Origin of the sequence: Kitasatospora sp. NPDC101447 (assembly GCF_044767225.1) — a bacterium.
Lineage (GTDB): Bacteria > Actinomycetota > Actinomycetes > Streptomycetales > Streptomycetaceae > Kitasatospora.
In genome coordinates this window covers 19,797-34,518 of record NZ_JBIWNL010000040.1, presented here as the reverse complement: position 1 = coordinate 34,518, position 14,722 = coordinate 19,797, and the positions used below count along the sequence as shown (strand labels likewise).

The window sequence follows — 14,722 nt, the reverse complement described above, 5'->3', positions numbered from 1 at the left end:
ATAGGTTGGGAGCGTGCCACGCCGAGGAGCCGCCCGGCTCGCCCCGCCCAGCTGGCTGACCGCGAGCCTGCGGCCCCTGGCCGCGCCGATTCCCCGGGCCGCGGTGGTTCGCGCCTCGGTCGCGCTCTCCGCCCCGCTCGCGGTGGGCACCGCTACCGGGCGGCCCGCCTACGGGGCGCTGGTGTCGATGGGCGCGCTGTCCGGGGTGATCGGGGACACCGCCGACGCCTACCGGATGCGGATCTTCAACATCGCCGTCCCGCAGCTGTTCGGCGCCCTCGGGGTCCTGCTCGGCACCCTGGTGTTCGGTACGGGATGGTGGGCCGTCCTGGTGCTGACCGTCATCGCGCTGGTCTCCGGCATGATCTCCTCGATCGGCGCGGTCGCCTCCGTCTCCGGCCTGCTCCTGCTGCTCAACGCCGTGGTCGGAGCGGGCCTGCCGATGCCCTCCCCGTGGTGGCTGCCGCCCGGACTGCTGCTGCTCGGCGGCCTGGAGGTGCTCGCCCTGACCCTGCTCGCCTGGCCGCTACGCCTCGGCGTCCCCGAACGCGCGGTGGTCGCCGGCACCTACCGCTCGGCCGCCGAGGTGCTGGCGGCCGCCGGCACCCCGGAGTACGACGCCCGGCGCCGCGAGCTCACCCAGTCGCTCAACCACTCCTACGACCTGCTGCTCGCCCGGCGGGCCCGGCGGCACGGCCGCTCCCCCACCCTGGTACGGCTGCTGGCCCAGCTCAACGCGGTGATCCCGGTAGTGGAGGGGGCCGCGGCGGCGCACCTGCGGCCGCCCGGGTACGGCCCGCTGCCCGCGGCCTACCCGGCCGCCGTCCGCGCCCTGGCCGACGCCGTCGAGCAGGGCCGCACCGGTCCCGCCCCCTCGCCCGACCTGCCCGTCCCCGCCGGGCCGTCCACCCGGGCACTGGTCGAGGCCATCGGGCACGCCGCCGCCGTCGTGTCCGAGCCCGCGCCGGACCCGTACGCCGTCGACGACCGGCTCGGCCGGCCCGCGGGCCTGGGGGTCCGGGCCCGGCGGGCGACCCGCGCCCTGCTGTTGTCCGGCCCGTCCTGGCGGTACGGGCTGCGGCTGGCCCTGTGCATCGGCCTCGCGCAGGTGCTGGTCTCGGTGATCGCGGTGCCCCGCTCGTACTGGGTGGCGCTGACCGTGACCTTCGTGATGAAACCGGACTTCGGCTCGGTGTTCTCGCGCGCCGTGCTGCGCGCACTCGGCACCGCGGCCGGGCTGCTGATCGCCGTCCCCGTGCTCGCCGAGGTGCCGCGCGGCTGGTGGGACGTACCGGTGATGGCGGTGCTGGCGGCGCTGATCCCCGCCCTGTCGACCAAGGGCTACGCCTTCCAGACCGCGGCGATCACCCCGGTGATCCTGCTGCTGTCGGACCTGCTCAACCACCGGGGGTTCGACCTGGTGCTGCCCCGGCTCTACGACTCGCTGATCGGCTGCGCCATCTCCCTGCTGGCCGGCTACCTGCTGTGGCCGGAGTCCTGGCACACCCGGGTCGGCGACCGCCTCGCCGAAGCCGTCCAGGACACCGCCTCGTACGTGTCGCTGGCGTTCACCACCGCGCCGGGGCGGGACGAGCCGGCGCGGGCCCGGTACCGGCGGCGGCTCTACCGGGACCTCTCGGCGGTCCGCAGCGAGTTCCAGCGGGCGCTCACCGAACCGCCGCCGGTCGGGACCAGGGCGGAGGCCCTGTGGCCGGTGGTGATCGCCGTCGAGCGGATCGTGGACGCCACGACCGCCACCCGGGTGCGGATCGAACACGGCGCGCCCGTCCCGACCCCGGCCGAGGTCGGAACCGTGACCCGCGAGCTGACCGACCTCGCCGAGTCGCTGCGCACCGGCCGGCCGCTGCCGGAGGCGGTGTCGGCCACGCTGGCACCGGACTGTGCGCTGGCCCGACTGCATCACGAGGTGCACGCGGCCCGGTCGGTGGCCACGCCGGCGCCGTAGTTGCCACCGCCGCCGACGGCCCCCGGGCCGCCGCGGTGCGCCCCCTGGCCGCTGACGGAGAGCCCCCGGTCAGTCCTCGATCCGCCGCCAGGGCCGGTCCGCCTCCAGCGCGAAGGCCAGCTCCAGTAGCACCCGCTCCTGCCCGTGCGCCGCCGACAGGTGCACGCCGACGGGCAGCCCGCCGGGCGCCGTACCGGCCGGCAGGGCGAGGCCCGGGCCGCCGGTCACGTTGTTGACCGGGGTGAACGCCACGTAGCGCATCAGCCGGTCCATCAGCTCCTCGAAGTCGACGTTCGGGCTGAGGTGCCCGATCGGCGGGGCGGTGTGGGCCAGCACCGGGGAGAGGATCACGTCGTGGTGGCGGAAGACCCGGTGGTACACCCCCTCGGCCCGGCGCAGCCGCCGCAGCACGCCCGGGGTGTGCGGGAACTCCGCCTGGAACTGCCGGCGCAGCCCGGTGGTCAGGCCGTCCAGCTTGTCGGCGCGGAAGCTCGGATCGATCAGCACCCGGCCGGTGAAGGCGATCGCCCAGGCGATGTAGCCCCAGTAGGAGACGAAGTCGCGGGAGAACTCCTCGCCGAACGGCAGGGCGGTCGGTTCGACCCGGTGGCCCATGGCCTCCAGTCGCGCGGCGGTCTCCTCGACCACCCTGCGGGTCGGCTCGTCGGTCTTGGCGATCGGCGAGTCGACCACCAGCCCGATCCGCAGCCGCTGCTCCCCCGGGCCCTCGACCAGGCCGAGCGGGGGCAGCTTGGGGTTGCGGCGGTGGCGCTCGGCGGCCGCGAAGAAGGCGGCGGTGTCGCGCACCGAGCGGGTCAGGACGCCGTCGGTGACCAGGTCGATCGGCAGTTTGGCGCCCTGCGAGTTGGCGACCAGCCGGCCCCGGGTGGGCTTGAGTCCGACCAGGCCGCAGCAGGCCGCCGGGATGCGGATCGAGCCGCCGCCGTCGTTGGCGTGCGCGATCGGCACGACGCCGGAGGCCACCAGGGCCGCCGCGCCGCCGGAGGAGGCGCCGGCCGAGTGCGAGGGCTTCCAGGGGTTGCGCACCGGCTGGGCGTTGGCGAACTCGGTGGAGGCGTTGAGGCCGAACTCGGGCAGCCGGGTCTTGCCGAGGACGGCCAGGCCGGTGGAGAGGAACTGGTCGGTGAAGCGCGCGTTGCGGCGGGCCGGTTGGGCGCGGAAGGCCTCGCTGCCCATCGCGGTCGGCAGGCCGCGCAGGTCGACGTTGTCCTTGAGGTAGGTCGGCACGCCCCACAACGGCCCGCCGATGCCCTCCCGGCTGATCTGCGGCTTGTCGTACGAGGCGTGGGCGACCGGCAGCAGCCGGCCGTCGACCCGCGCGGCGCGCGCGACGGCCGCGGCGACCAGCTCCCGGGGGTTGACCGCGCCGGCCCGCACCAGGGCGGCCAGCGCCACCGCGTCGTGCGTGCCGAGGGCGTCGTCGGTGAACGCGTGCACCCGCTCGTCGGTCATCCGAACTCCCCACTCCCCGCCGGGCTTCCTGCCGTCCGGTCGTCACACCGACCGGTGGTGCCGCCCGGCCCTACTGACCGGTAATCTCGCAAGACCCCGAGTCTATGCGCCGATCGGCGCAGCACCAGTCACTCGTGCGCCCGGTTGGTAAACGATCCGTCAAATCTTCGAGGGCGCACGGACATTCGGCGTGCGCCCCCGCGCCCACCCCACCCGCCGGTCCACGATCGTTTCACGCGCGGCCGCCGGGAAAGACCACCGGGCACGAACCGTTCCGGTCCTTCCCACCCGACCCAAGGTGACGCCCGTGCCGATCCACTCCTTCCCGACCACCCGGTTCACCGCGGCCACCGCCCCCGGCGGTCTCCCGCTGCTCGGCCACGCCCCCGCCCTCCTGCGGCGCCCGTTCGACTTCGTGGCCGGGCTGGCCGCCCACGGCGACCTCGTCCGGCTGCGGCTCGGCCCGCTCGACGCCTACGTCGCCTGCCACCCCGAACTGGTCCGCCGACTGCTCGACGAGGACCACGCGCACGACGGGGGCGGGCCCGTCCCCGACAGCGCCCGCGAGGCCCCCGGCGACGGCCTCGCCGCCTGCCCCGCCACCGCCCACCGGCGCCGACAACGCATGCTGCAGCCCGCGTTCCACCGCGACCGGCTGCCCGGCTACGCCGCGATGACGGCCGAGGAGATCGCCGGAACCACCGCCCCCTGGCGCGACGGCGACGTGATCGACGTCCCCGCCGCGATGTACCGCCTCACCACCGCCGTCACCGCCCGCTGCCTGTTCGCCGCGCACGACCGGGCCGGCGCGTTGCCGGGGCAGGCGAGCATGGACGCCATCGTCCGCGGCGCCGGCCGCCGCGTCATGATGCCGCTGCCCGGCGCCGGCCGCCTCCCCACGCCCGGCAACCGCCGCTACCGGCGCGCCCGGCAGGACCTCCGGGACGTCACCGGGCGGCTGATCGCCGACTACCGCGCCGCCGGCACCGACCACCACGACCTGCTCTCCGTGCTGCTCGGCGCGGTGGACGAGGACGGGCAGGGCCTCTCCGACGCCGAGATCCACGACCAGGTGGTCACCTTCCTGCTGGCCGGCACGGAGACCACCGCCGCCACCCTCTCCTGGGCCTGGACCCTGCTCGCCGCCAACCCCGCCGTCCGCGAGCGCCTGCACGCCGAGCTCGACACGGTCCTCGACGGCCGCCCCGCCCGCCACGAGGACCTGCCCGCCCTCCCGCTCACCGCCCGGATCGTCAGCGAGACCCTGCGGCTCTACCCGCCGGTCTGGCTCCTCAGCCGCACCCTCACCGCCGACACCCGGCTCGGCGGCCACCGTGTCCCGGCGGGCGCCACCGTCCTGGTCAGCCCGTACCTGCTGCACCGCCGGGCCGACGTCTTCCCCTGCCCCGGCCGATTCGACCCCGACCGCTGGCTCACCACCGCCCGGCCCGCCGCCGGCACCTACGCCCCCTTCGGCCTCGGCGCCCGGAGCTGCCTCGGCGACACCTTCGGCACCACCGAAGCCGTCCTCGCCATCGCCACCATCGCCGCCCGCTGGACCATCACCCCCGCGCCCGGCCGGCCCGTCCGCCCCGTCCGCGGTCTCTCGCTCTCCCCGCGCCCCTTCACGGCGACCCTGACCCGCCGGTAGCCGCCGCGGGGCGGCGCCTTCCCGACGGCCCCGCCGCCGGCCCCCGCCCGCGAACGCAAGCACGAAGACGGGCACGAACACGGGCACAGGCACGCGGCCGTGAGCACCCGTCCGGCAGGGACGGTACTGTCGCGGCGGGGGCCGGCGGGGTTGCGCCGGTCGGACTATCGGCTCGACGGGGACAGCACCAGACACATGAACGCTCGATCACCACGGGGGCTCCCGGCCCGGCTGCTGCGCGCCGTGCTCCGGTACCCGCGCCGCTCGCCGCTGACGCTCTGCTACGTCGCCCTGCTCGTCCTGGGCCACGTCTGGGTCGACGGCTTCCTCTCCGCGGACCGGGCGGACGCCCTGCGCGCCTACATCAGCACCAACCTGGACAACCTGCACGACCACCCGCTCACCGCGCTGTTCGGCAGTGCGCTGCTCTACGACGGCACGCTCACCGACATCGCCTCCACCGGCTTCGTCGGCACCCTGATCACCCTCGGCCTCGGCATCTGCTGCTGCCTCGCCTGGGCGGAACACCGCTACGGCAAACTGCGCGCCACCGCCGTCCTCCTCGGCGGGCACATCGGCGCCACCCTGATCACCGCCGTCGTCATCCTGGTCGCCCTGCGGCACGGCTGGTACCCGGAGAGCGTGCGCCAGGACTCCGACTACGGCATCAGCTACGGCGCCCAGACCTGCCTCGCGTTCGCCACCCTCGCCCTGCCCCGCTGGGCCCGCCTCCCCTGGGCCGCCTTCGTGCTCGCCTGGCCGCTCTCCGGCGACGGCGAATGGCCCGGCCCGCTACCGGACTTCACCACCGTCGGCCACCTGCTCTCGGCCGCGCTCGGCTTCGCCCTGGCCGGCGCCGCGGCCGCGCTGGCCTCCCGCCGCCGAAGGGCCGACGCCCTGGCCCCGGCGGACGCCCACCCGTGACCCTCCGCGGCCGACGACGGGAGCGACACCCCGTCAGCAGCCGACGACGGGAGCGCCACCCCGTCAGCGGCCGACGACGGGGACGACACCCCGTCAGCGCGACGGCCGCCGCCCGTCCGCGAGGTCGGCGAGCAGCCGCTCGATCCTCTCCAACCGCCGCTGCAGGTCCTCGACGTCACCCCGGGTCGCGTTCTGCTCGCTCGGCCTGAGGGTGACCAGCAGCTGGCCGTCCGGCTCCAGCCGGGCCCGGGCGACGTCGGTCACGTTGTCGCCGTTCTGGATCCGGATGGCGTGCTCCAGCTCGGACGCCCGCAGCGCCAGGCCGTGCAGCGCGCCGGGCACCAGCTTGCCGTCCTGGACGACGGTGGTGGGCGTGCCCTCCAGGAGCCGGGCCGCCCGCGGGTCCCGGGCGAGCCAGCGGGTGACGGCCGAGTTCACCGCGACCAGCGTGACCGCCCCGATCACGCCGCCGAAGAGGCTGTTGTCGTTGCCGATGATGGCGTTCTGCACCACGTTGGAGAGCAGGAAGACGACCACCATGTCGAAGGTGTTCAGCTGCGCCAGCCCGCGCTTCCCGGCGATCCGGAACAGGATCAGGATCAGCGCGTAGACCGCGACCGTGCGGATGATCTTCTCGGCGATCGACATCTGGATGACCGCCAGGTGCTGCCACATGGCCCCGCTCCTCCCACCACGACGCGACGGAACGGGGCCGACGCTACGCCACGGGAGCCTACGACCGGCGCTTCGGCTTGCCGCGCCGGGCCGCCGCCGCGCCCCGCCCGCCGGCCGACGGCTTCGGCTTCTGCCCGCCCGCCCTCGGCGCACCGGCCTTCTGGCCGCCGGCCTTCGCCGCTCCCCCCCTGGCCCCGCCCGGCTTCTGCTGCTGCGGCTTGCGCTGCCCGTCCGCCGCCTTCTTCGGCGCCGCCTCGGCCGCCGCCGGCGCGGCCCCGCGGCCGCGCGAGCTGTTGACCGTACGACCCCGGACGATCCCGATGAACTCCTCCACCAGGTCGGTCGTCCGCTCCTGCGGCCAGGACAGCGCCACCTGCGACTGCGGCGCCTCCGTCATCGGCCGGAAGGTGAGGTCCCGGCGGTGGTGCAGCCGGGCGAGGGACTGCGGCACCAGGAGCACGCCGACGTTCGCCGCCACCAGCTCGATCGCGTCGGCCGTGGAGTCCGGGCGGGCGATCGCGGGCTGCCCGGGCAGGGTCTCGGCGGTGAAGCCGAGGGTGTCGTCGAGCGGGTGGAACACCACCTCCTCGGCGAGGTCGTCGAGGGTGACCTCCTCGGCGGCGGCGAGCCAGTGGTCCTTGGGGAAGACCACGACGGTGGTCTCGGTGTACAGCGGGATCGCGCTCAGCACGTCCTTGTCGACCGGCAGCCGGACCAGCCCGGCGTCCGCGCCGCCCTCCCGCAGGGTCCGCTCGCCGTCGCCGAACGGGACCGCGAGGAGGTCGAGCGGCACGTCCGGGAGCCGCTCGCCCCAGACCCGGGCCCATTTGCCGGGGGTCACGCCGGGGACGTACACGAGCCGGAAGGAGGGGTTCACCTGCATGTCTGTCACAGGGCAAGGCTACCGACCGTGACCGGAGGAGGCCGCGCACTCCCTTACCCTTGTCTCCATGACATCGCTCAAGCAGAAGACCAGCCAGACCATGAAGCCGGCCACGGCGGCCAAGAAGCTGGGGATCTACCTCGCCGCGGCGCCGACCGACTTCCAGGAGGGCGTGGTCTCCCGCGAGGAGCTCAACGCGCTGCAGGCCGAGCCGCCGCAGTGGCTCCTGGAGCTGCGCAAGGACGGCCCGCACCCGCGCCCGGTGGTCGCCGCCAAGCTCGGCATCTCGATCTCCGGCCTGGCCCGCGGCGGCGTGACCGACGCGCTCACCACCGAGGAGATCGAGGCGATCAAGGCCGAGAACCCGCTCTGGCTGCAGCACGAGCGCGCCAACCAGGTCGACGTCCGCAAGGAGGCCGTGCGGATCAAGGAGAAGCAGGAGAAGGAGGCCGCCGCCAAGGCCGCCAAGGAGGCGAAGGCCGCCCAGGCCCGCTGACCCCCGGCCCGGGCCCCGCTGCCCCGGCCCCGCTCCGCCGCCGTTCCGGCGGCCCGGCGGCCCACGGCTCCGGCACTCCGGCGCCCGCACGTCGGCGCCGATTGTCGGACCCCTGCGCAACGATGGTGCCGACGTCCGTTCCCACGGGCGTCGGCACAGTCGTGCCAGGGCCGGCGAACAGGGAGGCGTACGGATGGCAGGAACGCTGGAGGGGCGGATCGCGCTGGTCGCGGGCGGGACACGGGGCGCCGGGCGCGGCATCGCCGTCGAGCTCGGCGCGGCCGGCGCGACGGTGTACGTCACCGGCCGCAGCACCCGGGAGCACCGCTCCGAGTACGACCGGCCCGAGACGATCGAGGACACCGCCGAACTGGTCACCGCGGCGGGCGGCCGGGGCATCGCCGTGCCGACCGACCACCTCGTCCCGGCCCAGGTGGCCGCCCTGGTGGAGCGGATCGACGCCGAGCAGGGCCGGCTGGACGTCCTGGTCAACGACATCTGGGGCGCCGAGAAGCTGTTCGGCTGGAACGTCCCGGTCTGGGAGCACGACCTGGACGACGGCCTGCGGCTGCTGAGCCTGGCGGTCGAGACGCACGCCGTCACCAGCCACCACGTGCTCCCGCTGCTGCTGAAGCACCCGGGCGGCCTGGTCGTGGAGATGACGGACGGCACCGCCGAGTACAACCGCGACACCTACCGCAACTCCTTCTTCTACGACCTGGCCAAGTCCTCGGTGCTGCGGATGGCCTTCTCGCTCGGACACGAGCTGGGCCCGCGCGGTGCCACCGCCGTCGCGCTCACCCCGGGCTGGATGCGTTCCGAGATCATGCTGGAACACTTCGGCGTCACCGAGGAGACCTGGCGCGACGCCCTGGCCCACGAGCCGCACTTCGGCATCTCCGAGTCCCCGTACTTCGTCGGCCGGGCGGTCGCGGCGCTGGCCGCCGACCCCGGGGTCGCCCGCTGGAACAGCCGCTCGACGTCCAGCGGGCACCTCGCCCGGGAGTACGGCTTCACCGACCGGGACGGCAGCCGCCCGGACTGCTGGCGCTACCTGGTCGAGGTGCAGGACGCCGGGAAGCCGGCCGCCCCGGAGGCGTACCGCTGACCCTCCGGACCGCACCGGCGGCGCGGCCGACACCAGGCGGCAGTTGAACTACCCTCCCTCCGCCGCGTATTGACCACGCCGCCGGCCGCTCCGAATAATCGGGCGGGATCGGGGGAACGCGGGCCGGGGATCAGGGGCCCGCCGACGAGCCCCTGATCGCACCGAGCACTCACCGAAGCGCACTGCACTGCACTGCACCGAAGCGCACCGCACTGCACTGCACCGGACCAGGGGGACCCGTGATCGAGCAGCCACCGCACAACGAACTCGCCGCACTGGCCGACGAGTACTTCGACGCCGAGAACACCCACAACCCGTTCGACGCGACCCTCAGCGGCGTCGAGGGCTACGCGCACCTGCTGCCCGACCCCTCCCGCGACGCCGCGCTGCGGCACCGCGAGGCCCTGCGGGGCTTCGGCGGCCGGCTCGCCGCGATCCCGCTCGACGGGCTGGCCGACGAGGACCGGACCACCCACCGGGTCCTGGCCCGGCTGATCGACAACGGCATCGGCCGACTCACCCACGGGCTGGAGGAGTTCAGCGTCTCGGCGACCATCGTCGCCGCGCACAACGAGGCCTTCGGCGCTCTCGCGATGACCCCCGTCGACCACGAGGGCGCCGACGCCTACCTGGAGCGGCTCGCCGGCCTGCCCGCCTACCTCGACGCCGCCCTGCGCCTGGCCCTGGACGCCGCCGCCGAGGGCCGCCGACCGCTGCGCAGCGGGGTGGACGCCGCGGTCACCCAGCTGGCGGGCCACCTCACCGCCGCCCCGGAGGAGTCCACGCTGCTGCGCCCGCTGCGGGGCCGGCCGGAGTACGAGCGTGCCCGGGAGATCGTGCGCGACGCCGTCCACCCGGCGGTGGCCCGCTACCGGGACGGGCTGGCCCGGCAGTTGGCGCCGGACGCCCGCCCCGACGACCGGGCCGGCGTCTGCCACGTGCCGGGCGGCGCCGAGGGCTACGCCGACGCCGTCGCCCGCTTCACCCGGCCCGGCCTCACCCCGGAGGAGATCCACCGGATCGGGCTGGACACGGTCGCGGCACTGCGCGAGGAGTTCGCCGAGCTGGGCGGCAAGGTGCTCGGCATCACCGACGCCGCGGGCGTGCTGACCGCGCTGCGCGAGGACCCCTCGCTCCGCTTCGACAGTGCCGACGAGATCATCGCCCTGGTGGACGGCGCCCTGGAACGGGCCCGCCGCGCCGGCCCGGACTGGTTCCGCCCGTACCCGATCGCCGACTGCGTGACCAAGGAGATCGACCCGATCGAGGCGGAGGGCGCCCCGCTGGCCTACTACCAGCCGCCGGGCCCGGGCGGGGTGCCCGGCACCCACTGGATCAACACGCTGCACCCGCGGACCCGGTTCAGGTACGAGTACGAGGCGATCGCCTTCCACGAGAGCGTGCCCGGCCACCACCTGCAGATCGCCGTCGCGCAGACCCTGCACCACCTGCCGCGGTTCCGGCAGAAGCCGAGCGGCCAGCTGACCGCCCACGTCGAGGGCTGGGGCCTGTACACCGAGCGGCTCGCGGACGAGATGGGGCTGTACAGCTCGGACCTCGCCCGCTTCGGCATGCTCTCGATGGACGCGCTGCGGGCGGTGCGCCTGGTGGTGGACACCGGGATGCACCACTACGGCTGGTCCCGGGAGCGGGCGATGGCCTTCATGCGGGACAACACGGCCACCCAGGAGGCCAACGTCCGCAACGAGATCGACCGCTACCTCGCCTGGCCGGGCCAGGCGACCGCCTACCTGATCGGCCGTCGGGAGCTGGTCCGGCACCGTCAGCGGGCGCAGGCGGCGCTCGGTGCCCGGTTCGACGTCCGGGAGTTCCACCACCAGCTGATCGGGCACGGCAGCCTGCCGCTGGGGGTGCTGGACGAGCTGGTCTCGGACTGGATCGCGGCGGCGCAGTAGCCGACCGGCCCGGCCCACCCGGGGCGAGCGGCGCCCGGCTCGCTCCCGGGGCGGGCGGCTCGTTCCCGGGGCGCCCGGGTCACTCCCGGGATGGCGCCCGGCTCGCTCCCGGGGCGGGCGGACGGTCATGGGTGCGGAAACGGTTCCTCGCGCCCGGCAAAGGCTTCCCCCGCCCGGACGTGGCATCACCCCTTCGGCCCTGTCGACACGGTAGTGTCCGCTGGCGCGGCCCCCGCCATCCGGGTGACCGCAGCTCACGCACACCCAGATGGAGGAACCCCCGTGTCGGCTCCCGCCCGCCGCGTCCTGGCCGTGGCCGCGGCCGTCCTGCTCGCCACCGCCGCAGGCTGCTCGCCCGGCGGCGGCCACACCGCCAAGGGGAGCAGCGGCCGGAGTTCCGCCCCGGCCGCGGGCGGTGACGCCGCCCAGCCCGCACCGGCCGCGATCGTGACCGGGCCCGGCCCCAAGAGCTCCTACGACGCCCAGCCGCAGCCCGCGCCCGGCAGCTGCCACTTCCGCTACACGGCGGACAAGCAGCCGCTGCCCGACCCGACCTGCACCCCCGGCGCGATCAGCCCTGCGGTCACCCAGGACAACCTCAAGGACACCATCTGCAAGCCGGGCGGGTACACCTCGACCATCCGCCCGCCGTCGAACCTGACGGGCAAGGAGAAGGCCGACAACGCCAAGTCCTACGGCTACACCGGCCCGATGGGCGACGCCGAGTACGACCACCTGATCAGCCTGCAGCTCGGCGGCGACCCCAACGACGCGCGCAACCTGTGGATCCAGCCGCCCTCCCCCGGCCACGTCCCGGGCAAGGGCCCGAACAACCCCAAGGACTCGGTGGAGACGCACCTGCACACCGCGATCTGCAAGGGCCAGGTCACCCTCGCCGCCGCCCAGCAGGCGATCGCGACCGACTGGACGACGGCCGAGGTCAAGCTCGGCATCAGGTCCGGCGGCACGCCGACCGCCGAGGCCGACGCCGACGGGGACTGACGGCTGCGAGACCGACTCCGACGGGACTGACGGGCTGCCGACGCCGACGGGGCGCTGACGAACGCTGAGGAATCGTTCCGCCGACGGGTCCTCCCGGCCCGCCGGCGGGGCGGCTCAACGCCCGTCCGTCTCCACCAGCTCGGCGATGGTGTCGAACGGCCGGTACCGCGCGAACTCCGCGCCCAGCGCACGGGCCCGCTCCCGGAACCGGCCCTCGCCGAGCACCCGGTCGACCGCCCGCCCGACCTCCTCCGCCGCCGGCCGGCCCGTCCGCAGGTCCAGCCCCGCCCCCGACCACTGCACCCGGGCCGCCACCTCCGGCTTGTCCTCGGTCGCCCCGGCCACCACCAGCGGCACCCCGTGCCGCAGCGCCGTCTGCACCCCGCCGTAGCCGCCGTTGCTCACCAGCACGTCGGTGTGCGGCAGCAGCCGCTCGAACGGGACGTAGTCGGCGGCGCGCACGTTCCCCGGCAGGGCGCCGCCGAGCAGCTCGGCGAGCGCCTGCGGCCCGTCCGGGCGGCCGGTGGCGGCCACGACCAGCACGTCGCGCTCCGCCAGGGCGCTGACGGCCGGCGCGACGAGTTCCCCGAGGTCGCGGTTGGCGAGCGTCCCCTGGGTCACCACGACGACCGGCCGCCCGCCGGTCACCTCCCCCCACCACGACGGCAGCGGCTGCTCGCCCCCGACCGGCCCGGGCAGCGCGCCGATCAGCCGGAAGCCGGCCGGGGCGTCGCTGCGCGGGTACTCGAAGCCCGGCACGGTCAGCTGCAGGAAGTGGTCCGGCACCGTGACCGCGGCCAGCCCGCGCGGGCCCTCCGGCAGCCGGACGCCCAGCTCCGCGTGCACCTCCTCGGCGTACCGGCGCAGCGGTTCGCCGCGCCGGGCCGCCTCCTCCCCGAGCGCCCGGTTTCGGGCCCGGCCCTCCTCCCCCGGCAAGGGCGGCAGGCCGGACCCGAAGGGCGCGGTGTCCACGCTCGGCAGCATGGCCGGGGTGACGCCGACGCCGATCAGCAACGGGCGCTGCGACCGGGGGCGGCTCAGCGCCAGCGGCAGCACGCCCTGCAGGAAGGCGTCCGCGATCACGGCGTCGGCCGGGAAGTCCGCCAGCAGCGCGAGCAGCGCCCGGTACTGGACGGGGATCGGCGCGATGAACACGTGCCGGGCGTCGAAGGCGAGCCGCTCCGGGCCGGGCGGCAGGCTCGACCGTCCCGGGAAGCTCGCGTCGAGGTCGCGGTCGTCGAAGTCCGCCCCGGCGGGCAGCGCGACGAACCGCGCCCCCGCCCGCTCCGCCGCCCCGGCGAACCGCGAGCCGCCGAGGAACACCACCTCGTGCCCGCGGGCGGCGAGGTCGGCGGAGACGGCCAGCAGCGGGCCGGTGTGGCCGTGGGCGGGCAGGGCGGTGGTGATGATCCTGGACAGCGGAGGCTCCTGTGGTGGGTGCTGCGGTTCGTGGTCGGACCCACCGTAGGGACGCCCGGTTGACGATCGATGAACGCGTCAGCGCCCGAGCACCGCTCCACCGTTGACACCGATGACCTGCCCGGTGACGTACCCGGCCGCCGGGGAGACCAGGTAGCCGACGGCGTCGGCCACATCAGTGGGGGTGCCGGCCCGACCGACCAGGGTGTCGGCGATCTTCCGGGCGTGGAACTCCTCGCTCCACCAGGAGCCGAAGATCTCGGTCTCCTCGATGTAGCCGGGCGCGAGCACGTTGACCGTGATCCCCTCCGAACCCAACTCCCGTGCCAGGCCGAAGGCCCAGCCGTGCAGCGCGGCCTTCGCGGCGGCGTACGTGCCGGCCGAGTACGGGCCCGCGCCGCCGCGCTGGGCCGCCGTCGAGCTGATCACGACCAGCCGTCCGCCGGGCCGGCGCAACCGGCTCTGCAGGGCGGTGGTCAGCAGGACGGCGGTGAGCAGGTTGGATTCCAGGCCGTGCCGCCAGGAGCGCGCCAGGGCCGCCAGGCTGCCGTCCTCGGGCACCGGTACGGAGGCGCCCGCGTTGTTCACCAGCGCGTCCACCGGCCCGAGTTCGCCGATCCGGCGGGCCACCTCCTCGACCGCCTCCGGGTCGGTCAGGTCGACCGTCAGCGGGACGATCCGGTCGGGCCCCACCGTCCACTCGATCTCCTCGCGGGCCCGCTCCAGCACGTCGGCCCGGCGCCCGAGGATCACCACCCGGTATCCGTCCCCGGCCAGTCGGGCCGCGATCGCCCGGCCGATCCCGGTGCCCCCGCCGGACACCACCGCGAGCTGTTCCCCCGTCACTTCGTCCCCTCTCGTACGCCTGTCGGCGCGGTTCGATCCGGGGCCTCACTGGCCCTTCGGTTCCGAACCGCTCCCCTGTACCGTAGCGAGGCGCGTGAGCGGGTCGACACCGGGGGGACGGGACACCGTGACGGGGACCGGTATCAAGGGCCGGGGACAGGAGACGCACGACGCGGTCCTCGCCGCCGTGCTGGGCGGCCTGACGGCGACGATCGACGGGTGGCTGCTGTCGTCCTTCCGGAACGGCGCGCAGGCCGCGAACAGGCAGCGCGACGCGGTGAACTCCGCACTCGTCCTGGCCACCCCGGTCCTCTTCGCGGCCCTGCCGGGGTCGCTCGTAGGCCCCTCCGGGCGCTGCCGCCG

At 75.2% G+C, this 14,722-nt stretch carries 12 protein-coding genes; 7 read left to right on the top strand and 5 right to left on the bottom strand.

The genetic code is table 11. The features are described 5' to 3' along the window. Nucleotides 1-13 precede the first annotated feature (13 nt). Nucleotides 14-1,966 (top strand): FUSC family protein, encoded by a 1,953-nt coding sequence (locus ACIRST_RS35630; RefSeq protein ID WP_402807756.1) that lies wholly within the window; start codon nt 14-16, stop codon nt 1,964-1,966. Between the two features lie 69 nt (nt 1,967-2,035). On the opposite strand, the gene ACIRST_RS35625 is transcribed toward ACIRST_RS35630, so the two are convergent. Beyond that, nucleotides 2,036-3,439, bottom strand: a complete 1,404-nt coding sequence (locus ACIRST_RS35625; protein ID WP_350520106.1) for an amidase — start codon at nt 3,437-3,439, stop codon at nt 2,036-2,038. A 307-nt stretch (nt 3,440-3,746) separates the two neighbouring features. On the opposite strand from ACIRST_RS35625, the gene ACIRST_RS35620 reads away from it, so the two are divergent. Both ACIRST_RS35620 and ACIRST_RS35615 read left to right on the top strand, forming a co-directional pair. Then, nucleotides 3,747-5,090 carry a cytochrome P450 gene (locus tag ACIRST_RS35620; RefSeq protein WP_402807753.1) on the top strand — a complete coding sequence of 448 codons (1,344 nt, stop codon included), beginning with the start codon at nt 3,747-3,749 and terminating at the stop codon, nt 5,088-5,090. 195 nt (nt 5,091-5,285) lie between these two features. Further along, the gene (locus ACIRST_RS35615; protein WP_402807751.1) at nt 5,286-6,014 is read left to right on the top strand and encodes a rhomboid-like protein; all 729 of its coding nucleotides are present in this window, start codon (nt 5,286-5,288) and stop codon (nt 6,012-6,014) included. Nucleotides 6,015-6,107: 93 nt separating this feature from the next. Here the strand turns inward: ACIRST_RS35615 and ACIRST_RS35610 are convergent, their stop codons facing one another. Both ACIRST_RS35610 and ACIRST_RS35605 read right to left on the bottom strand, forming a co-directional pair. Beyond that, nucleotides 6,108-6,689, bottom strand: coding sequence for a DUF421 domain-containing protein (locus ACIRST_RS35610; protein WP_402807748.1), 582 nt, complete (start codon nt 6,687-6,689; stop codon nt 6,108-6,110). A gap of 58 nt (nt 6,690-6,747) precedes the next feature. Further along, nucleotides 6,748-7,581, bottom strand: coding sequence for a LysR family substrate-binding domain-containing protein (locus ACIRST_RS35605; RefSeq protein WP_402807745.1), 834 nt, complete (start codon nt 7,579-7,581; stop codon nt 6,748-6,750). A 58-nt stretch (nt 7,582-7,639) separates the two neighbouring features. Here ACIRST_RS35605 and ACIRST_RS35600 point away from each other — a divergent pair, with 58 nt between their 5' ends. The 4 genes from ACIRST_RS35600 (at nt 7,640) to ACIRST_RS35585 (ending at nt 12,094) form a co-directional block, all read left to right on the top strand. After that, nucleotides 7,640-8,068: a DUF5997 family protein gene (locus ACIRST_RS35600; protein ID WP_396546025.1), complete on the top strand. Its 429-nt coding sequence runs from the start codon at nt 7,640-7,642 to the stop codon at nt 8,066-8,068. A gap of 193 nt (nt 8,069-8,261) precedes the next feature. Further along, nucleotides 8,262-9,176, top strand: coding sequence for an SDR family oxidoreductase (locus tag ACIRST_RS35595; protein ID WP_402807743.1), 915 nt, complete (start codon nt 8,262-8,264; stop codon nt 9,174-9,176). A 239-nt stretch (nt 9,177-9,415) separates the two neighbouring features. Beyond that, nucleotides 9,416-11,092 (top strand): DUF885 domain-containing protein, encoded by a 1,677-nt coding sequence (locus ACIRST_RS35590; protein ID WP_402807741.1) that lies wholly within the window; start codon nt 9,416-9,418, stop codon nt 11,090-11,092. Nucleotides 11,093-11,374: 282 nt separating this feature from the next. Continuing rightward, a complete protein-coding gene (locus ACIRST_RS35585) occupies nt 11,375-12,094 on the top strand; it encodes a hypothetical protein (protein WP_402807740.1) in 720 nt (239 codons plus the stop codon). Nucleotides 12,095-12,208: 114 nt separating this feature from the next. Here ACIRST_RS35585 and ACIRST_RS35580 read toward each other — a convergent pair whose 3' ends face one another. Together ACIRST_RS35580 and ACIRST_RS35575 are read right to left on the bottom strand one after the other, a co-directional pair. Then, on the bottom strand, nt 12,209-13,420 hold the full coding sequence (locus tag ACIRST_RS35580) for a nucleotide disphospho-sugar-binding domain-containing protein (protein ID WP_350520114.1): 1,212 nt from the start codon (nt 13,418-13,420) through the stop codon (nt 12,209-12,211). A gap of 171 nt (nt 13,421-13,591) precedes the next feature. Further along, the gene (locus ACIRST_RS35575; protein ID WP_350520115.1) at nt 13,592-14,359 is read right to left on the bottom strand and encodes an SDR family oxidoreductase; all 768 of its coding nucleotides are present in this window, start codon (nt 14,357-14,359) and stop codon (nt 13,592-13,594) included. Nucleotides 14,360-14,722 lie beyond the last annotated feature (363 nt).